Origin of the sequence: Lapidilactobacillus wuchangensis (assembly GCF_003946645.1) — a bacterium.
Classification (GTDB): Bacteria; Bacillota; Bacilli; order Lactobacillales; family Lactobacillaceae; genus Lapidilactobacillus; species Lapidilactobacillus wuchangensis.
Genome location: NZ_RHOU01000004.1, coordinates 51370 through 73619, shown reverse-complemented (window position 1 = coordinate 73619; position 22250 = coordinate 51370). Strand labels below are relative to the sequence as shown.

The 22250-nt window shown below is 42.2% G+C and carries 19 protein-coding genes and 1 pseudogene; 5 read left to right on the top strand and 15 right to left on the bottom strand.

The annotated features are described in order from the left end of the window. Positions 1-103 precede the first annotated feature (103 nt). The 3 genes and pseudogenes from EKM82_RS04795 to EKM82_RS04785 form a co-directional block, all read right to left on the bottom strand. Complete coding sequence (locus tag EKM82_RS04795; RefSeq protein WP_125767177.1) at positions 104-796, bottom strand: 2,3-diphosphoglycerate-dependent phosphoglycerate mutase; 693 nt, start codon at positions 794-796, stop codon at positions 104-106. 153 nt (positions 797-949) lie between these two features. Continuing rightward, a complete protein-coding gene (locus EKM82_RS04790) occupies positions 950-2380 on the bottom strand; it encodes a hypothetical protein (RefSeq protein ID WP_125767176.1) in 1431 nt (476 codons plus the stop codon). A gap of 426 nt (positions 2381-2806) precedes the next feature. Next, positions 2807-3433 (bottom strand): annotated as a pseudogene (locus EKM82_RS04785) (transposase). A gap of 376 nt (positions 3434-3809) precedes the next feature. On the opposite strand from EKM82_RS04785, the gene EKM82_RS04775 reads away from it, so the two are divergent. Beyond that, positions 3810-4121: a helix-turn-helix domain-containing protein gene (locus EKM82_RS04775; RefSeq protein ID WP_125767173.1), complete on the top strand. Its 312-nt coding sequence runs from the start codon at positions 3810-3812 to the stop codon at positions 4119-4121. On the opposite strand, the gene EKM82_RS04770 is transcribed toward EKM82_RS04775, so the two are convergent. Further along, positions 4116-4343, bottom strand: a complete 228-nt coding sequence (locus EKM82_RS04770) for a hypothetical protein (RefSeq protein ID WP_125767172.1) — start codon at positions 4341-4343, stop codon at positions 4116-4118. The two genes, EKM82_RS04775 and EKM82_RS04770, sit on opposite strands and share 6 nt — an antisense overlap. A gap of 501 nt (positions 4344-4844) precedes the next feature. Here EKM82_RS04770 and EKM82_RS04765 point away from each other — a divergent pair. Then, positions 4845-5798, top strand: a complete 954-nt coding sequence (locus EKM82_RS04765) for an NAD(P)-dependent oxidoreductase (protein ID WP_125767171.1) — start codon at positions 4845-4847, stop codon at positions 5796-5798. Positions 5799-5860: 62 nt separating this feature from the next. On the opposite strand, the gene EKM82_RS04760 is transcribed toward EKM82_RS04765, so the two are convergent. Continuing rightward, the gene (locus EKM82_RS04760; protein ID WP_125767170.1) at positions 5861-6730 is read right to left on the bottom strand and encodes an NAD(P)-dependent oxidoreductase; all 870 of its coding nucleotides are present in this window, start codon (positions 6728-6730) and stop codon (positions 5861-5863) included. Positions 6731-6774: 44 nt separating this feature from the next. Beyond that, positions 6775-7788 carry an adenosine deaminase gene (gene add / locus EKM82_RS04755; protein ID WP_125767169.1) on the bottom strand — a complete coding sequence of 338 codons (1014 nt, stop codon included), beginning with the start codon at positions 7786-7788 and terminating at the stop codon, positions 6775-6777. A gap of 1059 nt (positions 7789-8847) precedes the next feature. Here add and EKM82_RS04750 point away from each other — a divergent pair. Further along, positions 8848-10149 (top strand): pyrimidine-nucleoside phosphorylase, encoded by a 1302-nt coding sequence (locus EKM82_RS04750; protein WP_125767168.1) that lies wholly within the window; start codon positions 8848-8850, stop codon positions 10147-10149. Between the two features lie 194 nt (positions 10150-10343). On the opposite strand, the gene EKM82_RS04745 is transcribed toward EKM82_RS04750, so the two are convergent. Continuing rightward, positions 10344-10913, bottom strand: a complete 570-nt coding sequence (locus tag EKM82_RS04745; protein ID WP_125767267.1) for a guanylate kinase — start codon at positions 10911-10913, stop codon at positions 10344-10346. Positions 10914-11046: 133 nt separating this feature from the next. Next, positions 11047-11601: a helix-turn-helix domain-containing protein gene (locus EKM82_RS04740; protein ID WP_164508111.1), complete on the bottom strand. Its 555-nt coding sequence runs from the start codon at positions 11599-11601 to the stop codon at positions 11047-11049. A gap of 448 nt (positions 11602-12049) precedes the next feature. On the opposite strand from EKM82_RS04740, the gene asnB reads away from it, so the two are divergent. Beyond that, positions 12050-14011, top strand: a complete 1962-nt coding sequence (gene asnB, locus EKM82_RS04735) for an asparagine synthase (glutamine-hydrolyzing) (protein ID WP_125767166.1) — start codon at positions 12050-12052, stop codon at positions 14009-14011. On the opposite strand, the gene EKM82_RS11335 is transcribed toward asnB, so the two are convergent. From EKM82_RS11335 to EKM82_RS04715, 5 genes are all read right to left on the bottom strand, one after another. Beyond that, positions 14008-14202, bottom strand: a complete 195-nt coding sequence (locus EKM82_RS11335; RefSeq protein ID WP_164508110.1) for a hypothetical protein — start codon at positions 14200-14202, stop codon at positions 14008-14010. The two genes, asnB and EKM82_RS11335, sit on opposite strands and share 4 nt — an antisense overlap. 528 nt (positions 14203-14730) lie before the next feature. Beyond that, positions 14731-14958, bottom strand: a complete 228-nt coding sequence (locus tag EKM82_RS04730; protein ID WP_125767165.1) for a hypothetical protein — start codon at positions 14956-14958, stop codon at positions 14731-14733. Positions 14959-15056: 98 nt separating this feature from the next. Further along, a complete protein-coding gene (locus EKM82_RS04725) occupies positions 15057-15686 on the bottom strand; it encodes an NAD(P)H-binding protein (protein WP_125767164.1) in 630 nt (209 codons plus the stop codon). Next, positions 15679-16008, bottom strand: coding sequence for a carboxymuconolactone decarboxylase family protein (locus tag EKM82_RS04720; RefSeq protein ID WP_125767163.1), 330 nt, complete (start codon positions 16006-16008; stop codon positions 15679-15681). The genes EKM82_RS04725 and EKM82_RS04720 overlap by 8 nt, the downstream gene beginning before the upstream one ends. A 27-nt stretch (positions 16009-16035) precedes the next feature. Continuing rightward, positions 16036-16440 (bottom strand): cupin domain-containing protein, encoded by a 405-nt coding sequence (locus EKM82_RS04715; RefSeq protein ID WP_125767162.1) that lies wholly within the window; start codon positions 16438-16440, stop codon positions 16036-16038. 112 nt (positions 16441-16552) lie between these two features. Here EKM82_RS04715 and EKM82_RS04710 point away from each other — a divergent pair, with 112 nt between their 5' ends. Next, positions 16553-17434 (top strand): LysR family transcriptional regulator, encoded by an 882-nt coding sequence (locus EKM82_RS04710; protein WP_125767161.1) that lies wholly within the window; start codon positions 16553-16555, stop codon positions 17432-17434. Between the two features lie 709 nt (positions 17435-18143). Here EKM82_RS04710 and EKM82_RS04705 read toward each other — a convergent pair. Further along, entirely contained in the window at positions 18144-20255 is a 2112-nt protein-coding gene (locus EKM82_RS04705) for a MucBP domain-containing protein (protein ID WP_125767160.1), read from the bottom strand. Positions 20256-20874: 619 nt separating this feature from the next. Further along, positions 20875-22215, bottom strand: a complete 1341-nt coding sequence (gene brnQ / locus EKM82_RS04700; protein WP_125767159.1) for a branched-chain amino acid transport system II carrier protein — start codon at positions 22213-22215, stop codon at positions 20875-20877. Between the last annotated feature and the right edge of the window lie 35 nt (positions 22216-22250).

The following is a 22250-nucleotide window of genomic DNA, read 5'->3' as shown; positions in this document are numbered from 1 at the left end:
CTGCTAGAAAGTGCCAACTGATGCCATTTCTAAAGGACGCTATCTAACGATAAGCACAAAAAAAGCACCCCGAAAGCGGGATGCTTTTCAATATCTAAATGAATTAGTCGCCTAATTTAGTCTTTGAAACAACATTTAACTTGTCGTCCAAATCGTAAACTACTGGTTGGCCAGTAGCCATTTCAACGTCCATGATGTCAGCATCAGAGATGTTTTCGATGTACTTAGTCAAGGCACGTAATGAGTTACCATGAGCTGCGATGATGACGTTCTTGCCGTCTAATAATTTAGGAGCAATTTCGTCTTCCCAGAATGGAATAACTCGTTCCAAAGTAACTTTCAAGTTTTCGCCACCAGGGATGATCCGTGGGTCTAAGTCAGCGTAACGACGGTCGTTTGCTGCTGAACCTTCGTCAGTTGCTTTCAATAATGGTGGTAAAGTATCGTATGAACGACGCCAGATATGAACTTGTTCGTCACCGTATTTTTCAGCGGTTTCTTTCTTGTTCAAGCCTTGAAGAGCGCCATAATGACGTTCGTTTAAGCGCCATGTCTTAGTTTCAGGAATCCATAATTGGTCTGAACCTTCCAAAACATAGTGCAAAGTCTTGATAGCACGAGTCAATACTGAAGTGTAAGCTTGGTCAAATTCCAAACCTGCTTCCTTAATCAACTTGCCGGCGTTCTTTGCTTCTTCAACGCCTTTTTCGCTTAAGTCAACATCAACCCAACCAGTAAATTGGTTGCTTAAATTCCATTGGCTTTGGCCATGACGGATAAATACTAATTTTGCCATTAATCGAAACCTCTTTCTTTCATTGGTATTTCACACTTGTATTTTACACTATTTTACGATAAATTTCAGCAATTATCTTGATTGACGCCCAGTATCTTTCAAAGCACTGGCCGGTGAAAATGAAAACCAATTAAAATCAATGAAAATATCAAGCTACTTTGCGGCTGCTTTTTCTGTAGCGACTAGTGGTGAAATCACTGTAATATCTAAATCAATTTGCGCTTTCTGTTCTAAATAGTGCTTGATTGAAGGTTCAGCGACTAAAATACTTTCAATACCATGACGATGGTTCGCCAAATCTTGAAGCTGTGGCGATTGTGGATCAAGCTCGCTGACTAGCGGGATGACCTCTAGCCCCTGATCTTGAGCGGCCAGTAAGGTTTGATAAAGCACACTATCAATCGAGACGATGATCACACTGTTAGTTTGCAACACTTGATGTTCAAACCACCAATTGATCAATTCTAAATCACTATCAAAGACTGCCATTAACACATTAGTTGGTCCCAATACTTGAATGTAAGGCTCATCGGGCAAATAACTCTTGATCATTGCCAAGGTCCCATCAGGCCGGTAGAAGTTTTCCCGCACCACTTTTTTGGCGTCAGTGGCAGCGTAATATTGGGTGGCCGACAACACGCCGTCATTATCGAACAAATCTTGGCTGAGCAACGCATCATTCAGGAAATGCTGAACAGTAAACAAATTACCGTTCTGGCGATGGCGAATAATCATGTTTAATTGTTCCTGAGGGTCGTAAACCTTCTCATGTTCACCAGCTTGAACCACTTTGAATCCTGGCGCGAAAAAGAGCTCGTTAGCTTTCTTGCTAGTTTTCATTTGGCGGTCTTGTAAATCTTGGAATAAATTCCGTAGCACGGTTTCTTTAGCTGCTAAGTGATCGGCTTGGTAATGCTGCCAAGTTGGCTGCAATAAATCATCATAATCAATCGTTACTTGCGTGGGCACAATTTGTTCACGTTGAAAAAGTTGGACTAATCGTTGTAATGAGTGGCGCTGAGTCTCAGTCGGTTGATGCGCCAATCCATTATTCAATAATAAATAAGGTCGTTGGGGATCGAAATGGATCTCATTGGCCATTTTGTCAGTCCCATACCAATGAGTCAGTTTTTCGTTTAAAGTCGCAATTTTCTTTTCTAAAGCATGAACTTGATGATCATCAACTAGCGGTGTATCAGCGCCTTGATTGGGCCGATTCAAACGACGCAAATCATACTTGGCAATACTTCGCGCAGTCAATAATTCATCACGCAAAGAGTCAGCTAATTGATCGCGTTGTTCATCTAACTGATTCAATTGTTGTTCAGTTGCCGACCAATCAATTGGTTTGGCAGCTGATTTAACTGGCTTTTCGGTGTCGGCCGATGAATCAGGCGTCGGCACATGAATCACTAAATGATCATCAGCAGCCGTCGCAGCCGGTTTGGTCTGGCTTTGCGTGTAATCAATCAACGGCACTTCCGGATGATTGCCGTCAAAATTAGCTTCTTCAGGTGCAGTAGTTACCGCTGAATCAGTAGTTTCACTTTTAGGTTGATGTTTCTTACGTTTAAATATCGACATACTAGCTAAGCTCCCCTGCAATCAACATTGCAATTTCTCCGATAATTAGCTTGTTATGCTTCATTTTATCATCAAATAGGTTATTTTAGTAGCAAAGTCTGGTTAACGCCTTAAAAAACAACCGCTGCCAAAAGGATTGGTCGTGAACATTGATACCAAAACAGCGAACAACTCATTAGAATTGTTCGCTGTTTTGGCGTTATGTGAAACTGACTAACTGTTGAGCACAGATCAAGCTATTAAGGCCCACTTTTATTTTATTGAAAGGAGGGCTATTCCGGTCTTGGCTTACTTCAGTCTTTGCAACTGACCGTTTTTGCAATGGAAAATTGTCAGGTTGTTCTGCGTTAAACCAATCATTTAATTTATATTTACTGACTAACTTGGCATATAATGTTTTTTTATGCTGTGAGTATAAAAATACGTCTACAATTTCAAATCAGGCGATTGATAAGAGGTATTTAGCAAATAACTAAACACTTCATCGTCGGAATCGATCACCGAACTAATTTTTACATTAACTGAATAACGCGCCGCTGAGTCATCGGCCAGAAGCACCGGCAATATTTGCTGGTAAACACCAGAATAGCGATAGTTCGAGCGCCGCGCTTGTAGAATGTCGTGGTGATTATTCACCGATTTAATAATTGACGTCACTGCCGGCGTCTCATAATAAGGGCCATAAAGTTCTTTCAGTCGGTGATTAATATCGGTTGTTTTGGCATCTTCACGACGCAGGTCCAGAATTAAATTTTCTAACTCACGATTCTGTTCGGAATCACGATTAAACGTACGCGCATTAAATCTACCAGCGCGATCACGCGGTATCCGCAGATTCAGTCAACCGAACCTCGTCCACAATTGCCGCTTATAGAAGCCATTACGATAATTAGTTGTACTGCCCGGCCGGTGAAATGCCTCGTATCCTAAAAAGGCTGTTAATTCATCTTGAAGTAACAGGTTAGTTGCTTTCTCCATCTGCTTCCGAAAGCTTTCTTTGATAACCTGGTCTCGAGCAAAAGCTATCGCAATTTCTGTGTGCTGCTCTGGCAAAATAATGCCTCCTATCTTAGATACAACTCGCTATTGTTTCGCGCCATTCTGAAGCAATAAAGCCTTAATGAATTAATTAGCAATCAAGTTCTGTCTTAACAAATGACAAATCATACATGCCTAATTCATATTTTATCGAATAATGACACTGATAATAAAGCTAACCACGCCAGCAATAAGTCGATATTTTTTTATCAACTTAGCCGAATAAAATATAGACTATCTAATCTCATATGTGAACACTTTCCTGTGGCAATTATAACATCAGTATATCGTTATTGCTATATTATTAGCATAAATGTACTTTTTTAGCTCTTTCAACCTTAAAAAAAATATTCTATCGTTACAGTAAAACGTGAAAGAAGTGGCCGCCAAAGTGCTTGAAACAATCAGTCGAATGATTCGTGACCGCCGCCTTGCATTAGGTTTAACAATTGAAGAATTAGCTGAACGTTCGGGCAGCTCATACAGTTTTATCTCCAGAATAGAGCGCGGTAAGATTGACAATCTGAAACTAAAGAAATTAAACGATATTGCCAACGCCTTAGGACTAAGCATGTCTGATTTATTCGTTGATCCGAATTTAACAGGTGTTCAAACGTTAGAACTCATGAAATACTTGGCTACCCTGCCCAGTGAAAAGCGCGAAGAAGTCGCTTCCGCCTTAATGCGAATCATCAAATTATAACTGGTAGTGCTTAATAATTAAGTCGGCAAGCTCAGTGAGCGATAATTGATCTTTGAACTGATGATACCAATCGCCCAGATCAATTGTCTGCTGCTTCGTTTCCAGTGTGTATAACCCAAAATAATGAAAATCTAATTGATGATGACTGCGGAGATAAATTTCGAATTTTAAATCCTGCAGTTTTTTTAAATTCGGCAATAAACTTTCCACTTGTTTATCCAACTCGGTCCCTCCCTTCCTGTCAATTTAGCACCTCAAAAAGGGATCAACTCGTTGATTAAACTCACTGTATCTGAATCATTTTTGTTTGTAAATACATTTCAATCTATTGCCAATGTTTTATTTTTTATCAATTAAATTTTCTTGTGAGATAGCCACCAATTTCAGCTTCTATTAGGTCAGTATCTGCGATAAGCACTGTCATGGTAGGTCACTAAAATCGACACAGACAAGAATACCATTCAATATGGACACATTATGTCTAACTGCCATTAATTTTAAAATTTTTGCACAAAATATTTTTTTGAACCGAATTTATTCGTCATAAAGCACCGAAATCAGTTGCATGATGAATCACACGACTAATTTCTCAGCAGGTGCTGAACAGCAACTTCCTTAGCTCCAAACACATTTGCGACCGCTGTTTGCAAAATCAGCAAATGCCCTTTCTAGTTTGGTTATGTTTATAATGAGAGATAATACTCATCAATAAAGGAGACCGTCATGACTAAACCAGTTATTTATTCTTTCGTTGATTTCAAACCAGAACAACAAGCGCAATTGCGCCAAATTGCCCCTAATTACGACTTGATATTAGCTAGTGAACATCCTGAAATACCGACAAACCAGTTAACCATTGTCATTGGTTGGCAGAAAAATCGGGCCGCCGAAATTTTGGCCGCCCCTCATCTGGCTTGGGTGCAATCAATCTCAGCTGGAGTTGATTATTTGCCCCTAGCTGAATTAAACCAGCGCCACGTGTTAATCAGCAACGGCAGTGGCATTCATGTCAATGTCATTAGCGAACACGTTCTCGGCGTCATGCTTGGTCGCAGTCGTGGCTTACTAGCCTATCAAAAAGACCAGGCCCAGCAAAAATGGTTACCTGGTTCGGTACCATTAACTGATCTCAGCGACGAAAAACTTTTAATTTTCGGAGCTGGTCATATTGGCCAAATGCTTGCCAAACGAGCAAGTGCTTTGGGTATTACGGTTTATGGCGTTAATACTGCTGGTGAAGCTCGACCTGGCTTCCAAAAAATGTTCACGCAACAAACCGTGGCGCCAGCAATTAAGGCTGCGACGACAATCGTCAATATTATGCCGCTAACGCCAAGCACCAAATATTATTTTGACCAAAAGTTCTTCGCGCAAATGAATCCTCAAGCTAGTTTCATCAACGTCGGCCGTGGGGCTTCTGTGAAAACTAGTGACTTAATTGCCGCCTTGCAAAATAAGCAATTAGCCTTCGCCGCCCTTGATGTTTTCGAGCAAGAGCCTTTAGTGTCAACTAGTCCCTTGTGGCAAATGGATAATGTCTTAATTACGCCACATATTGCTGGCCAAGTACCGCATTTCCGCCAAAAATTATTACAAATTGTCGCACCTAATTTAACTAGTTTCATCGAACAGCACCAATTAAGCGTCAATGAAATTAAGCCGGGCCATTTCTACTAATACTGGTTAAAAATAAAAAGAACCTATCAACTTCAATATTGGAGTTAATAGGTTCTTTATTTTTATTGTTCCCACCAAAGCTTAATCAATGCTTGCGTGCCATCATTGCCCAAACCCTGATCATCAACTAAGGTTTCATAAAGCTTCTTCGCCTCAGTTGTGGCTGGCAGATCTAAATGCATTTGGTCGGCTTCCTCTAAGGCAATTCGTAAATCCTTCAGAAAATGCTTCGCGAAAAATCCCGGTGTATAGTCACCAGCCAAAATCCGCGGGCCGTAATTCGTCAGCGACCAATTGGCGGCAGAACCAGCACCAACTGTCTTTAAAACTTCTTCTAGATTTAAGTCAGCCGCTTTGGCGTAAACCAGCATTTCTGTTAAGCCAGTCATCGTTCCAGCAATCATAATCTGATTGGCCATTTTAGTTGCTTGACCTTTGCCGGGACCGCCGAATAGTTGTACTCGCTGCCCCATGGCTTGAAAAATTGGCAAGACCGCTTGATAAGTTGGCTCAGCCCCGCCAACCATAATCGTCAGCGTGCCATTTTTAGCGCCAATATCGCCACCGGAAACCGGCGCATCTAAAGCTTGAATGTTTTTGGCAGCGGCGGCCGTGGCAATTTTAGCGGCTAAAGCGGGCTTGCTCGTGGTCATGTCGATAATGATTTGGTCAGGACGAGCGGCGCTTAAAATTCCCGCATCGCCAAAATAAATCTGTTCCACATCTTGCGGAAAACCAACCATACTGATCACCACATCAGTTGTCTGAGTGACCGCGGCTGGACTAGCCGCCCAAGTTGCCCCAGCGGCGATAACCGTGGCGGCGTGCGCCTGGGTGCGATTATAAACCGTCACGGCGTAACCAGCTTTCAATAAGTTCTTGATCATGCCAGTGCCCATCACGCCAGTACCAATAAAACCAATTTTTTTCATTGTGTCAATCCTCTCCGGCCGTCGCCGTAAAGGGACGACCCTGACTAAGCGTAAGCTTGCGTTAATTCTTGTTGCACTTGTTGCCGAATTTGTTCCGAACAGAAAGCGGCGGCAAGGGCGTTTTGATTAAATTCACCAAATTGCGCCTTCGTAATGCCAAAATATTGCTGCCACAATTCATATTCATGAGTTAAATCAGTGTTAGAAACTGTGCGATTGTCAGTGTTAATCGTTATTTTAACATGATTAGCCAATAATTGAGGGACTGGATACTCAGCGATGCTCGCAACGGCTTTAGTTTGTAGATTACTAGTCAAGCACATTTCCAAAACACCACCAGCGGCAGCAACTTCCGCTTGCCAAGTTGGCGTCTCGCCTAAAGCTACCCCATGACCAAAGCGGCGAATATTCATTGCCAGGGCCGCCATCACGTTATGAGCACAATGGCTTTCACCAGCATGAACAGTTAAGGGAATCCCTAATTTTTTCGCATAATCAATTGAAGGGGCGATAATTTCCGTGCGATAATCGGCCTCATTGCCAGCAAAATCACCGCCGACCACGCCTTTACCCAAATAAGGTAAGGCTGCCTGAAACATTTGTTGCCCTTGGGCTAACGGAAATTGACGCATTGCACAAACTAGCACGCCACTTTCCACGCCAAAGTCTTTTTTACCGCGGGCAAGTCCTTGAATAACGGCTTCAATTGTCTCACCAACCGTCAGACCTTGCTCCAGGCAAAGATCTGGGGCATAACGTACTTCAATGTAACGAATATTATCGGCTGCGGCTTGTTCCATTAGGTCATAAGCTGCCAGCTCCAAAGCAGGCGCTGTCTGGAGTAATGGCAAAACAATATCAAATCGCCGCAAATAGTCCATTAAGTCCAGCGCATCATCAGAAACGCTGACCAACTTCCTTAGTTCATGATCATCTTCAGGTAAATTGACCCCCGCCATTGTTGCTAACTGATGAATCGCCTTTAAGGATAAAGAGCCATCCAAGTGACAGTGCAATTCAACTTTTGGTAACGCCCGTAATTCTGATTCAGTTAACATGAACCCACCTCTTCAATAAAAATATTGTAATCTACAATACCCGATTTAAATATCTCGTGCAACCCGAATATTTCAGCACCACAAAGAATGAAACCAGCAAACCAAGTGTCGTTTTAAAACGGAATGGCGTCTGACTCCATTGCGGGCTTGCTGGTTGTGGAACGCGGCCGGCATCGATTTGAGCTTATTGCTACGCAACAATCTCAAATACGAGCCTTTGTCTAACCGCTGAAGCGGTAAGACAAATTTGGCGGCTGACGCCAAGATCCCTCCACGCCGTCTGGAGTTAAGTTAGTGCCCTTAACTTTTGCCAGTTTTTAAGACAAAACTAGTAAAAACGCTATTACTCAAATTCAATTAGTGCTCAATGTTAAATAGCAAACCCAATCAATTGATACGTGCATCTCTTAGTTCAACTAGAAAACCTGTGACACAATCAGAACCAAACTATTTTTCTAAATAGTGGTGCTGAATTCTGTTAGTTTCATCAGGTGGTTGCTGGGCGATTGGCGTATAGCTTTGCCAGTGCTGCCTTGATATTGAAAAAATCTAAGGTGGACTAGCTTGGCTCAAAACGCAGTGGAGGCCGCCGGAGTGTCAGCCAAGGGCACTTTCTTTGCGTAGGAGCTTGCGAGAAGCAGCCAAATTATCCTTAGCGCTTAGGATAAGGGTTGTATTTGAGATTGTTGCGTTAGCAATAAGCTCAAATCAATCCCGGCCGCGTTCCACACTCCGTCGGCCGCAACGGAGTTGTCCGCCATTCTGCTCTGAATTAGTTAAAATTCAAATCGCCCAGTAACCACCAGCCCGACTCAGGAAGTACTGACAACTCTGCTAGGTCATTGTAGTTATCCAACTTTATTATACGCATTTTTAGCAGCAATGGTAGCGCTTTAATTTATAATTGGACCGTGTTAGAATGTAAGCAGGTGACACGCGGGACGGGCCACTGTTTTATTCTTCATCGTTTTAAATAAAAAAAGGTTTCACTATTCTAATTGAGTCTGGCCATAGTTATTGTTAAACTAGGACTAGCAACAAATTGAGGAGGTTTTTTCTATGCGGATGGTTGATCTAATTGCCAAGAAACGTGATGGGCAAACACTGACAACACCAGAAATTCAATTTATTATCGATGGTTATACAGATGGTTCGATTCCTGATTACCAGATGAGTGCGCTATTAATGGCGATTTATCTGAAGGGAATGGCTGATCCTGAAATTGCCACACTAGCAAAAACAATGTTGGATTCCGGTGAGAAACTGGATTTGAGCATGATTCCAGGTATTAAAGTTGATAAGCATTCAACTGGTGGTGTTGGTGACGAGATCAGTATTCCTTTAGCACCACTAGTTGCTGCGGCTGGCGCTAAGAATCCAATGATTTCTGGTCGTGGTTTAGGCCATACTGGTGGGACTTTGGATAAACTCGAATCAATTCCTAATTTCAATGTCAATCAGACAACTGAACACTTCATTGAGGAAGTTCAAGAACACGGCACCGCAATTGTTAGTGCTAGTAAAGATGTTGCGCCTGCTGACCGGAAGATTTATGCACTCCGCGATGTAACAAGCACTGTTGAATCAATTCCATTAATTGCCAGCTCGATTATGAGTAAGAAATTAGCTTCTGGTACCAATGCGTTAGTACTTGATGTTAAAACTGGTAATGGCGCGTTCATGAAGAATGAAGCCCAAGCTAAGAAATTAGCCGAAACTTTAGTAGCCATTGGCAAGCAAAATGATGTGCCATGTGTGGCTTTCTTAACTGATATGAATCAACCATTAGGCTATGCCATTGGTAACGCCCTAGAAATCAAAGAATCAATCGATGTTCTGAAGGGCGAAGGTCCTAAAGATGTCACTGAATTGACTTTAGTTTTAGGCGCAGAAATGTTAATTTTGGCAGGGATTGCTAAAGATACCGCCACAGCTCGGCAAATTCTTGAAGCTAAAATTGCTGATGGCAGTGCATTACAGGCCTTCAAACAATTGATCATCGACCAAGGTGGCGATGCCAGCGTGGTTGACGATCCAACCAAATTACCACAAGCATTATCTACCTTAGACATCACTGCTAAAGAAACTGGTTATGTTAGCGCCATGCAAACAAACGAATTAGGTTTAGCTTCAATGAAGATTGGCGGCGGTCGGGCTAAGAAGGAAGATTTAGTCGATCCTGCAGTCGGCATTATGCTGCATAAGAAGATTGGCGACCAGATTACTGTTGGCGAACCACTGGCAACCCTTTACTTGAACGCCCCAGCACCACAAGAAGTCCAAGATCAAGTCTTGAACAGCTTTACGATTAGTGCTGAAGCACCAGAATTACCTGAATTGATTCATGAAATTGTGCGGTAATTTCCCGTAATTATGGATACTTTTGAATTACTTGGTCAATTCAATTATCATCACTAAATCAACAGCAACTAATTCAATTGAAAAATAGCACTAGAAAAAGCACATCGGCAAAAAATGTCGTTGTGCTTTTTTGATTGTTATTAAATTAAATGCGACTATCTCTGCAAAATCCGATGACAATGATTGAGAGGTGATTAGCGGCGCATCAATTCTTTTTTCAACACCTGATCCACTTGTTGTTGTGCTTCGGCCCAGGAATCATTCAAAATGACGTGGGCGGATTCTTTAAGTCCAGCTGGTACGGCTAGGTCACGTTGAGCTTCCTCACTTTGCAAGCGTTGTTCAATGGCTTGCGGAGTGTCGCCGCGTTTTTGTAAGCGGGATTTCAGAATTTCTGGATTGGTAATCGCTACGTACAAAACAATCAGTTGTTTGGGCATCACTTTAACGTAAGCCTCGGCGCCCTTAGTATCTAGCACCAAGCTAACCACGCGCCGTTTCCGCCAAGCTCGTTGCAAGGCCTCACGGGAAGAACCATATTGATGACCAGCGTAATCGACTGATTCAATATAGTGATTTTTAGCAAAACTAGCCGTCGTTTCAAAATAATAATCAATCTTATCCTGTTCACCTTGGCGGGGCAGCCTGGTCGTATGGGTAATCACCCGTAACACACCATAATTATCATGCAAGTAGTTGCTGACAGTTGTTTTGCCCGAACCTGATGCACCGGTAATAATGATCAACTTATTGCCCACTTTAATTGCCAAAATCCTGAACTCCCCTCAATCACTTTGATGTAAAAAGATTCTGTGCAACATTTCGGCCGCCACAGAATCCACTTAACTTAGTTTCATTATAAGCTAGGTCAGCCTCAGCGGACAAGTTGTTTGCGAGTTATTCGTTTAAAATTCGCAGACTTAATTCTGCTGTCGTCTGATCAACGATGTGAACCTGATAGGCCGTCGCAATATCCTGCTTCAAATTTTCCAACTGCCGATTTTCGCCTGGCGTCAGTAACGTTAAAATTCGCGTAATCACCCACATTTCAATCGTGCCCGTGCCATTAGTGCCCACCTGAAACCAATCGTTGACTTCATCATCTAAACTGGCATTCCGAACACCTTTCAAAAAGCTACTGAAATCGCCACAAATTAAAAAACGCCCTTCTTTCTGATGAACCAATTGTTTTATTTCTGCATAAGTTGTCGCTTGCATCAGTCTGTGAGGATCATCGCGAATTTGTAGTAATTGATTTAACGTTGCGCCTGATGATATCGCAACTGTCTGACTCAAGGCCATAATTAATTTAACCGTGTAAGTTTCCGGATCGCGCCGATTCGCTTTGGACAAGGCCGCTTCAGAAATACCAGTTATTTTGGCCACATCGTAACGTGTTTTCTGATACTGTTTAAGGAAAATATCTAAATTACTCTTCATGATCAATATCATTCCTTTTCAAATATACTTAACTAGAATTAAGTATATTTGATTCTAATAAAATTGCAAGCCCTTACAAAATAATATTTTTTGAATAATTTCCTCGTCAAATTGCCTAGAACATAAATTCCACATCATCATCCGCACGCAACTTTAAAGGGTAACTTTTTTATGAATTAGCAATCTTTGCGGTCAAGTAATCCCGCTCGTGGGCTATTTAATGCAATTCAGTCGTGAATTTGCTAAAATATGAGTTGAATATGGGTCGGATAATTGCTTACTATCAAGGATTGTTTCCCTAAAGTGACAAAATTGTTCGTTTAACTATTGTTTCATTTTCATTACAATAGGTAGGAAACTTAATTTTTTCTGAAAAGGCCTTTAAAAGCAGTTATCATCGTTAACCAGTGGTAACATTATCTAGAGAGATTGTACGGTTTTTAGTCACGGAGGGCTACATATGTGTGGAATTATTGCGTTTAACGATCCAACAATTACTGACAAAACATCCATCATTGAATCAATGATGGAACTGATTCGCCATCGAGGACCAAACATTGGTGGCGGCGGCCATTATACAAATGACCAAGTTGCCATGGGCTTCTGCCGTTTAAGTATTATTGACTTAAAGGGCGGCGCTCAACCTATCTATAACGAAGATAACTCAATCCTCGTGACTTTTAATGGCGAAATTTATAATTTCCAAAGTCTACGTTCTGAATTGCAAGCTAAAGGCCATGTTTTCAAAACGAAGGCAGATACCGAAGTTTTGCTTCATGGTTACGAAGAATGGGGCATGGCTGGCACTTTGAAACGGGTCCGCGGAATGTTTGCCTATTTAATTTGGGATAATAACAAGCAAACCCTTTATGGTGCCCGCGATTTCTTTGGCATCAAACCTCTTTATTACTATCAAAAAGATGACACGTTCATTGTGGGATCTGAAATCAAATCCTTCATGGCGCAACCTAATTTCCAAAAGGAATTTAATCCTGAAGCTTTGAAGCCGTACTTAATGAATCAATACAATGACTTGCCTGAAACTTTCTTCAAGAATGTTTATCGTTTCCCAGCTGGTCATTGGTTTGAATTGCACGGCAAAGATTTCCAAATGCATGAATATTGGGATGCTAGCTATAACATTGATTATAAGCGGACCCCAGAACAAACCATCGACGCCATTGATGACACAATCAAAGACTCAGTTAAAATGCATAACATTGCCGATGTTCCCGTGGGTAGTTTCTTATCTGAAGGGGTTGACTCTAGTTATGTCACTTCATTACTGAAACCTAAAGAAGTTTTCAGTGTTAACTTTGATAATGGTCCTTACAATGAAGCTAGTGCGGCCAAGGCCTTGGCTGATCAGGAAGGCTTACATTTCAACGCCACAACTGTTGATGGCGACGAAGCGTTCCGCGATTTTGCCGAAATGCAATATCACATGGACGAACCTGACGGCAATCCTTCTTTGATTCCTTTATGGTATCTCTGTAAAATCGCCCGCCAAAAAGTGACCGTGGCACTTTCTGGTGAAGGTGCTGATGAATTGTTTGCTGGCTATGTTAACTACGGCATGCACTCCCATCATCAACTCATCAAGGTTTTTGCTAACGGCTTGGCGAAATTACCTAAGAATTCTCGTTACCGTTTGGCAAAACATATCAAGAAAATGCGTAACTTCCCTGGTAAAACTCACTTGTATACACACACGGCAGAACCATCTGCTTATTACGTGGGTGAATCAATTATTTATGATCCCGATCAACCAACGATTTTCACCAGCAAGCAAGCCAATGGCATCGTCAAGAAGCCTTATCAAAATGACCTCACAGTTAATGGCATCTATCAACAAGATTTCAAGAAAGTGGCCAACGCTGAAGAAGTGAAGCAAATGCAATATATCGATTTACATCACTTTATGTTAAACGATATTTTACAAAAAGCTGATAAGATTTCCATGGCTCATTCCTTGGAATTACGGGTTCCATTCTTGGACAAAAAAGTGGCTGAATTAGCCAATACCATTCCTTCTAAGCTATTGCTGAATAGCCATGACACCAAAGATATTTTCCGTAAAGCTGCCGCTCGGCATTTGCCAAGTGACTGGGCAACTCGTCCTAAGTTAGGCTTCCCAGTACCAATCAAGACTTGGTTGCGCGAAGAGAAATATTACAATAACGTCAAAGCATTATTTAGCGAAGACTGGGTCAGCGAATTCTTCGATCAAGACCAGATCATTCAGTTATTGACTGACAACTTCGAGGGCAAAATTGATGGTCGGCGTCAAGTTTGGACGATCTTCACGTTCTTAACTTGGTACAAGTTGTACTTTATTGATTACGAAAACACCGTTAAAAACTACGCTCATGTGCAACCTGAAGTGCAAGCTTTGATGGACAGTGGCAAGTTGACTAACTAGCTTGAAAGTTCAAAACCAAGTGAAGATGTTGAAGTCGAACAGGTTCTGACTGCATTCCGGGCTTGCTGGTTGTGGAACGCGGCCGGCATCGATTTGAACCAATTGAAAACCACAATTGTTTCAAATACGAGCCTTTGTCTAATTGCTAAAGCAATAAGACAAATTTGGCGGCTGACAACCACGCCCTCCATTCCGTCTGGAGTTGAATTAATGTCTTTCATCTTAGTTAAAGGCTAAGGCAATTGTAGTGGGGCTAATCAACTTGATTTAAATTTGTTATCACAATTGAATAATTGTCTTAAATAGGCCTGTTCGACAGTTTCTGGTTTCATCCAGAAAGCTTGTCAAACAGGCCTATTAGTTTTACTCCAATTTTTTCTAAATAGTGGTGCTCAATTCTGTAAGTTTAATCAGGTGATTGCTGGGCGATTGGCAGCTAACTTCACTAGTACTGCCTTGACATCAATCAAAACTAAAGTGGATTAAATTAACTCAAAACGCAGTGGAGGCCGCCGGGTTGTCAGCCAAGGGCACTTTCTTTGCGTAGGAGCTTGCGAGAAGCAGCCAAATTCTTCTTACCGCTTTAGCAGTTAGAAGAAGACTTGTATTTGAGATTGTTGCGTTAGCAATAAGCTCAAATCAATGTCGGCAGCGTTCCACAACCCGCCGGCCGCAACGGAGTTGTCCGCGACTCTGCCCGAAACTAGTTTCACTTCAAATCAACGGCCGCCAAAATGACTCATAAAAGCAGCAGAGTGGCCGGTGATGAACGCAAAGCCGGCAACGATCATCAGTACCCCGAAAATCAGGCCAAATAATAATCCCAATAGCGTAAATGACTTGTCTTTTTTGGCTTGCCAAACTTTAAAAGCTTGGTAAGCCAACCGCATTTGATAAAGGCCGCCAATGATTAGGGTCACGCCTAAAATCACAATCCAAATTTGCATTGGTTGTTCCTCCCGACTAGCTTGCTGTTTGATAGTACTATTTTAGCATCAAATCAGTGCTGGTTTGAGAATTTGGCCTCAGCCGTTATTCGTAGCGCTTAATAAAATGATGGTTTATCCCACTCGGTGTTAGGTTCCACCAGGCCAATATTATCCTGTTGATACAAGTCCGGTTGCAAGATTAACTTGGTGACAAAAGCAGCCACAGCTTGGCGCGTGATCTGAGTACCTTTAAGTGGTTCACCCAATGGCACCACTTGATACTTGGTATTCCCCTTTTGATCATATAACCAGGTCATCCGCAAATAAGTGTAGTTCAGACCACTATGCCAAATAATGGCCGCCGCCTGTTTATATTGCGAGTAATCGCCCATCATGCGAGCGTTCCAGCGGCCAAATTCACCGGCAACTTCATCATTCATCCCCAAGCCACCAGCAACAATCAAGCGACTAACACCAGCCTGCTTCATTGCAGCAACCACCGCCGTATTGCCCTTGATTTCTGATGACGCTAGAAAAACAAGTCCTTGCCCTGTGAGCGCCGGTACCAAATCTGCAACCTGATTCCAATCGCCATCAATCAGTTTCGCTTGGCCGCGATATTCGGCCAAACGCTGACTAGCCTGCCGGGCAAATAACGTTAGCTCAATTGCTGAATGTGTCAATAAATCAGGAATTAAGTAGCGAGAAATCTGACTAGCCGCCCCGAGAATAATCACCTTAGTCATGATCAGGACCATAGATTTCTTTGGCTAAATTAAAGGCAGACCAAGCTTTGGGCCACCCAGCATAAAATGATAAATGAGTGATCTCGGCGACAACTTCTTCTTTAGTCACACCATTTTGTTTAGCCATTTGTAAATGGGCTTTTAACTGTGGAAAACTGCCGCTGGTCATTAAACTAGCAATGGTGATCATGCTTCGATCATGAGCGGATAATTCGTCTTCTTTGGCCCAAACTTGCCCAAAAAGGACCTCATCATTTAATTCAGCAAATTGTGGTGCAAATTCGCCTAATTGTTCATGTCCTGCTGTTTGTTTCTTTGCCATCGTGTCAACATCCTTTCTTTTAATGAATTATTTGCCAAGTTTGGCATAAGCTTCATCAGTTACTTTTTCTAACCATTCACTACTACCAGTGGTAATCGCAATGTGACTGAACCAGCTATCCTTAGTGGCACCATGCCAATGCTTAACACCCTCATGAATCGCAACCACATCGCCGGGATGCAATAATTGTGCCGGCTTGCCAGCTTCTTGATACCACCCTTCACCAGCAGTGACCAGAAGAATTTGGTAGCCGTTATGATGAATATGCCAATCATTGCGACAGCCTGGTTCAAATGTCACGTTGGCCACATTGACATTAATGTTATCGTCAGCAGGTACCAATGAATTCAAATAACTTTGACCAATAAAATATTTTGCGTAAGCTTCATTTTTGTCACCTAATTTAAAAATACCACCATGTTGTGTTGTCATACTTGAACACTCCTTTTCTGAATGACTTCATTATGCAACCAGTTGTCGAGAATAGCTAATACTTATCTTTAATGGTATGATATTACTAAAAATTATAAGGAAGCTTTCATCAATGGAATTACGGACACTCACATATTTGGTGGCAATTGCTGATGCTGGTACGATTACGGCCGCCGCACAACAATTACATATCACTCAACCAGCTTTATCGCGACAAATCAAAGACTTAGAAACCGAACTGAACACGCAATTATTCATTCGTCAAAGTCATGCGGTGACGCTAACTGCTGATGGGACTTATTTAGTCAATCGCGCTCGCCAGATCCTGACGTTGGCTAATAATGCCGTCAGCGATTTACACCGTGAACAAAAACTTAGTGGTACGCTAACTATTGGCCTGGGCGAATCGCGATTGAATCAATTTGTTTTGCAAGCAGCCCAGAATTTAGTCCAACAATATCCTGATGTTAAATTACAGATTTATAGTGGTAATGCTGAGGATATTTTCGAACGGCTAGATCATGGTTTGTCCGATTTTGGCGTCGTAATTGATCCAGCTGATAAATACAAATATGCCTTCACTAGTATTCCCGGCAACAATCAATGGGGCGTCACTTTGCCAGCAACTGATCCCTTAGCTACGCAGACGCAAATTACGGCCGCTGATCTCCAGGGCAAGCCACTGATTATTTCCCAGCGTCAACCCGTGCGCGCCATGTTAGAAAGTTGGGCTGGTGCTTCTTTGCCAGACAAACAGTTTATTGCGACTTATAACTTGGTTTACAACGCGAATTTGCTTGTGGAGTCAGGACTGGGCTGGGCCGTGGGCATCAACCATTTGATTACTGATAATCACAACTTGAAATTCATCCCCTTCACGCCGGCAATCACCAGCTCAATGTCCTTGATTTGGCTCAAACACGCACCACTTTCAGCAGTTGGCCAGCGCTTCTTGGAGATTCTTGCTGATCAGAAAGACGAGTCGTTGAAATAAACATCCTCATTCTCTCCAATAAAATATAGTATGTAAAAACAGAATCGGTTCTGACTGCATTCCGGGCTGCTTGGCGTGGAACGCGGCCGACGTTGATCTGAGCCAACTGAAGACTAAAATTCAAAACCGTTAAAATCTGATGAAGATGGTGAAACAGAACGGGGTCTGACTCCATTGCGGGCTTGCTGGTTGTGGAACGCTGCCGGCATCGATTTGAGCTTATTGCTACGCAACAATCTCAAATACGAGCCTTTGTCTAACCGCTAAAGCGGCAAGACAAATTTGGCGGCTGACAACCACGCCCTCCATTCCGTCTGGAGTTGAATTAGCACATTTCACAACTTTTAGCGTTTAAGGCCGTGGTAGCGGAATTCAGAAACTCAATTCAATCATTATTAACAGTTAAACAACATAAAAAAGCGGTGTGACTTCTCTATTTCTCAGTAGAGATTGTCACACCGTTTTTGTCTCACCACAATCTGGTTTGGCCAAGTAGTGGTGAGCAGTTTTGTTAGTTTCATCAGGTGGTGGTGGCGCAATTGGCGTCAGCCGTGAAATTATTCTTGCCGCTTCAGCGGTTAGAATAAGGCTTGTATTTAAGCTTTTGTGTAACAAAAGCTTAAATCAATGCCCATGGCGTTCCACGCCCTTAAAATTGCGCCGCCGCCACCTTCCCTAATTAGGAAAGGCTTGATACCATTCTCAGAAATTAATCGCGATGACGTTTTGGTACGAATAATAATCCTGCTGTTAATACTAAAACAGCCAGACCAGCAATTTGTAAACCAAGTTGCCGTTTTTCATTAGTCTTTGGTAAAGTTGCGGCAGCCTGTTGCTTAGTCTGATTAGCAACTTGCTTTGGTGCTACCGTCTGACTACCACCAGTCTTAGGTAACAGAATATTACTGTTATCGTCAGTTCCGGGAACTACTGGCTTCGTTGGTGTGACTGGATCTTTCGTATAAATATAAGTCACTGTTTGGGCTGCAGTAGTAAACAGGCCAGTTGGTTGGGCGCCAGTCACTTGTTTGAAGTGATAGCCGGCAATGGTCTTTTGTTGGGTTTGATAAGTAGTACCAATGGCGCCTTGAAAAGCTTCAGTTTTGGCAAGTTCATGACCGGCTTCGTCTTGATACTGGGCATAAACATTGCTGGTAACAACTGGGTCCTTGGTATAAACATAAGTAACCGTTTGGGCAGTATCAGTGAAAATACCTGCCATTCTGCTTTGTTTAACTTCTTTGAAAGTATAACCAGGAACTGTCTTTTGTTCAGTGGTATAACTGTCACCAATATTGCCGCTCAGAGTTTCAGAATCAGCCACTTTATTGCCAGCTTCATCTTGATAATTGACAGTCACGTCGGCACCCTTGACTGGGTCCTTCGTGTAAACGTAAGTAACCGTTTGGGCAGCATCGGTAAATTTACCAGTGGCGTTGTTGTCTTTAACTGCTTTGAACGTGTAACCAGCAATAGCCTTCTGTTCTGAAACATAGTCCGCACCGACATTACCAGTTAACGTTTCAGAACCAGCAATCTCATTCCCAGCTTCATCTTCGTAATTAACCGTGACGTCAGCACCCTTGACTGGATCCTTCGTGTAAACATAAGTAACGGTTTGGGCAGCGTCGGTAAACTTGCCAGTGGCGTTATTATCTTTAACCTCTTTGAAGGTATAGCCAGCGACGGTCTTCAGTTCACTTTGATAATCATCGCCAACTAAACCAGTTAACGTTTCAGAGGGAGCTACTTCCTTGCCGGCTTCGTCTTGATAATTAACGGTGACATCAGCGGCACTAGTGGCTAATGAATAAGGTTGAATTTGCGTTAAAGTCCCACCATTAGCAGTACTGGCAACCCCAATCAAATAATATTTATTTTCAACAGGCACTACGGTTACATTAGGCATACTAGGAATACTTGTTACTGGTGGCAACTGATCTTGAATCGTATTGTAATCAAGCCCACCAGCAGCATTTTGAGTTGCGTAACCACCAGCATAATAAATACTATAGTAGAATGGTGCAGCGGCATTACTAGTATCATATTTAACGGGTGTTAGGACACCGGACTTGTAGGTCAAAGGTGCTACCGCCCCGTTGGTCAACTTAAACACTGTTGGTAAAGTCGCTGTTCGCGTTTGACTATTAATTGTAATCTTCGGCAAAATCACCACTTGATCGTTATAACTGATACTGGCCTTCGTTAAACTGCTTAAACTCGAAAAATCACCAATATGGTTAAAAGCCAAGCCAAGTTGCTTTAAATTAGTCAACCCAGCTAAAGGCGTAACATCTGTGATTCGATTACCAGTCAATTCCAAGTCAGTCAATTTCGTTAAACCAGCTAAAGGACTAACATCAGTAATGTCACCATAATAAGCAGTCGAAACAGATGACTGTAACATGATTTCAGTTAAATTAGTGGCGTACTGCAAACCTTCCAATGAAAAAGAAGTTTGACCATCAATATGAGTAATATCGCCTTCGCTAATTCGCGTTAAATAAAGCATATCTGCTTGAGTAATTTGGTCAACGCTGGTGAAGTTGTGTGGTCCAGTACTTAAACTACTGCTATTTAATGAACGTAAAACTACTTGTTGCAAAATTTTATTAGGCATCCATTGATCAATACTTTCAGCGGCTGTTGTTGCCACTGCAGGCGTTGCCTTAACAGGTGTACTTGTTGGTGCTGCTTGTGTTTGGGCAACAGCGGCTGGCGTTGCTTCATCAGTAGCCGCCTGTGTGGCAGCCGTTGGTACGACAGCAGCATTAGCTAATAAAACCAAGGTACAAACTAAACCAATATTTTTTTTGAACATAAAAAATCCCCCCTGGCAAAGGACAATAAAAGCCGCCGGTGTTGATAACCGCCGACCTTATTATCACTTTGCAATAATTTTGAATTTACACAAATTAATCTTTCGCCACTCCCCAGTGGCTAGTACGAATACGCTTGTCTGAATATAAAAGAAATAATCCGCGCCTACTTTTGCAGAGAGATAATCATCAATTTCCCCCGAAACTAATCATTATTCATGCTAAGATCATTGGCAAAACGGCATTACATTTAATAGTTGGCCAACGCAAGGAATACTACAGAAACGGATAATAATTATTTTTTAATAAAATATAAAAATACATCATAATTATTATTCCACCGTTATCTTAACATATTATTATAGGTAAACATAGTTATGTGTACGCTAAATTCAAAGCTGCGCTAATTAGTGAGGACTGTTAGATTGCGCTTAAAGCCAGTTTTCAAAATAAATTGCCCTAAAAAGACAGGAAGATCAGTCATCAATAACATAAAACACCGAACAATCCAGCAGGATTGTTCGGTGTTTGACTGCCTTTTAAGATTATTTAGGACTAACGACAATTACTTCAGGTTAACAAATCAGAAGTGAATTTCTTTCATTGACAAATTCCTAGTAACTATAATTCTTTATCCCAGAAATTGTCGAGTAATAAGCCGACCATTAAGCCCAGAATTGCCGGGAACAACCAGCCTAGGCCATAGTCCGCAAAGGGCAAGAACAGATTTAAATCCGTGAAGCCGTGCAACCAACCGATTTTCGCTAAAACATTGGCTGGTAGATTAGCCAGGCCATTCAGAATCGCTGGAATCAATACAAACAACATTGCCAAACGATAAGACCAGTAATGCGGCGGTTGCGTTAAGGTGGAAATCAAACTGCTTAAAACCAAGGTGATCGCTAAAGGATAAATCAGCATCAAAACCGGATTTGAATAGGCAATTAATTGATTTAGCCCTAAATTTGCTAATATCAGAGCGCCAGCAGTAGCAATCAAAATGAAGCGCTGATAAGACCATTGCGGATACAAATCAGTGAAAGTTTCGCCAAAGGCCGAAATCAAACCAACGGCCGTTTTCAAGCAAGCGACAATGACGATGGCGCTGAGAATCACCTGGCCCCATTGACCAAAATAATAATGAGCGGTCAACGCCAACGTTAAAGCGCCATTGGCTTGCACCCCAAATTTGGCAACACTACTGGCCCCTAAATAAGTTAAGGCGCCATAGAGAACGGCCATTAGACCAGTACTGATCACGCCAGCTTTGATCGTCGTTAGTGCTAATTCTTTCGGCTTCGTCACGCCCCGCACCTGTAACGACGTAATAATGATAATGCCAAATGCTAAGGCCGCCAATAGATCCATGGTATTATAGCCAACACTAAAGCCAGAGCTAATTGGCCGCTGCGCAAATTGCGGCTGAGGTTGATGGCCAGTGCCGCCCAGTGGATTAATCAGGGCTGCTCCTAATAGCAAAGCCAATAAAATCAGAAACAACGGATTCAGAATTTTGCCAATATAATCCAATAACTTTCCTGGGCGTCGTGCCAGCCAATAGGCGCTCCCTAGAAACAACAATGAAAAGAGCAGCAACCACCAAGGCGAGTTGGTTACCGTGCCAAAGCTAATGACAAAGGCGGTATCGGCCAACCGTGGTAAAACAAATAACGGCCCAATCACCAAATACAAGGCGATCGTAAAAATACGGCCGAAATGACGCCCCACTTTATTGGCCAAGGATAAAACACCATTGCTTTGAGTCAAGGCAATTGCACAAACACCCAGCAATGGTAACCCAACGGCACTGAGCAACATGCCAAATAATGCCGGCCAAAAATTAGCCCCGGCACTTTGCCCTAAAGCAACTGGAAAAATTAAATTTCCAGACCCAAAAAACAAACCAAATAGCAATGAACCCGTGAAGATTAAGTCACGAGTACCAAACTGCTTTTTTCCCAATCAAATTACCCCAAAACTTTCTAAAAGAGCGAACT

What these genes read in the sequence shown, in the direction of transcription:
- EKM82_RS04715 (WP_125767162.1), bottom strand. Translation starts at nt 16,440, where the DNA reads ATGACAACACAACATGGTGGTATTTTTAAATTAGGTGACAAAAATGAA.
- EKM82_RS04740 (WP_164508111.1), bottom strand. Translation starts at nt 11,601, where the DNA reads ATGATATTGATCATGAAGAGTAATTTAGATATTTTCCTTAAACAGTAT.
- EKM82_RS04730 (WP_125767165.1), bottom strand. Translation starts at nt 14,958, where the DNA reads ATGCAAATTTGGATTGTGATTTTAGGCGTGACCCTAATCATTGGCGGC.
- EKM82_RS04725 (WP_125767164.1), bottom strand. Translation starts at nt 15,686, where the DNA reads ATGACTAAGGTGATTATTCTCGGGGCGGCTAGTCAGATTTCTCGCTAC.
- EKM82_RS04710 (WP_125767161.1), top strand. Translation starts at nt 16,553, where the DNA reads ATGGAATTACGGACACTCACATATTTGGTGGCAATTGCTGATGCTGGT.
- EKM82_RS04765 (WP_125767171.1), top strand. Translation starts at nt 4,845, where the DNA reads ATGACTAAACCAGTTATTTATTCTTTCGTTGATTTCAAACCAGAACAA.
- EKM82_RS04760 (WP_125767170.1), bottom strand. Translation starts at nt 6,730, where the DNA reads ATGAAAAAAATTGGTTTTATTGGTACTGGCGTGATGGGCACTGGCATG.
- EKM82_RS04795 (WP_125767177.1), bottom strand. Translation starts at nt 796, where the DNA reads ATGGCAAAATTAGTATTTATCCGTCATGGCCAAAGCCAATGGAATTTA.
- EKM82_RS04750 (WP_125767168.1), top strand. Translation starts at nt 8,848, where the DNA reads ATGCGGATGGTTGATCTAATTGCCAAGAAACGTGATGGGCAAACACTG.
- EKM82_RS04720 (WP_125767163.1), bottom strand. Translation starts at nt 16,008, where the DNA reads ATGGCAAAGAAACAAACAGCAGGACATGAACAATTAGGCGAATTTGCA.
- EKM82_RS04790 (WP_125767176.1), bottom strand. Translation starts at nt 2,380, where the DNA reads ATGTCGATATTTAAACGTAAGAAACATCAACCTAAAAGTGAAACTACT.
- EKM82_RS04705 (WP_125767160.1), bottom strand. Translation starts at nt 20,255, where the DNA reads ATGTTCAAAAAAAATATTGGTTTAGTTTGTACCTTGGTTTTATTAGCT.
- asnB (WP_125767166.1), top strand. Translation starts at nt 12,050, where the DNA reads ATGTGTGGAATTATTGCGTTTAACGATCCAACAATTACTGACAAAACA.
- EKM82_RS11335 (WP_164508110.1), bottom strand. Translation starts at nt 14,202, where the DNA reads ATGGAGGGCGTGGTTGTCAGCCGCCAAATTTGTCTTATTGCTTTAGCA.
- add (WP_125767169.1), bottom strand. Translation starts at nt 7,788, where the DNA reads ATGTTAACTGAATCAGAATTACGGGCGTTACCAAAAGTTGAATTGCAC.